This is a genomic window from Vibrio sp. 10N.222.52.B7 (genome assembly GCF_041474275.1).
GTDB lineage: Bacteria > Pseudomonadota > Gammaproteobacteria > Enterobacterales > Vibrionaceae > Vibrio > Vibrio crassostreae_C.
Genome location: NZ_JBFRTU010000334.1, coordinates 1 through 258 on the forward strand (window position 1 = coordinate 1; position 258 = coordinate 258).

Consider the following 258-nt stretch of genomic DNA (forward strand, 5'->3'; position numbering starts at 1 on the left):
GTTGCGGTGCTCTCTGTCGCCGCGCTGGGATTAGGCGTTGCCATAACGGGTTACTTACCCTCAATCTATGGCTTCTATTTCAGCACAACCCTGATGTCTGTTGGTTTTCATTATCTAGAAGCAGTGAATAAATCACTGTCTACACAACTTCTAGGTACGGAAAACTTTAGTGAATCCATGGGGAGGATTCGAGCCGCGGCATCCTTTTTCTCTATGGTGACTTTCATATGTATTATTGTCGCTAATTATGTTTTTGGT

At 43.8% G+C, this 258-nt stretch carries 1 pseudogene; it reads left to right on the top strand.

Annotated features, from left to right (window positions below):
- Nucleotides 1–258, top strand: a pseudogene (locus tag AB4512_RS23090) (MFS transporter); the annotation flags it as partial.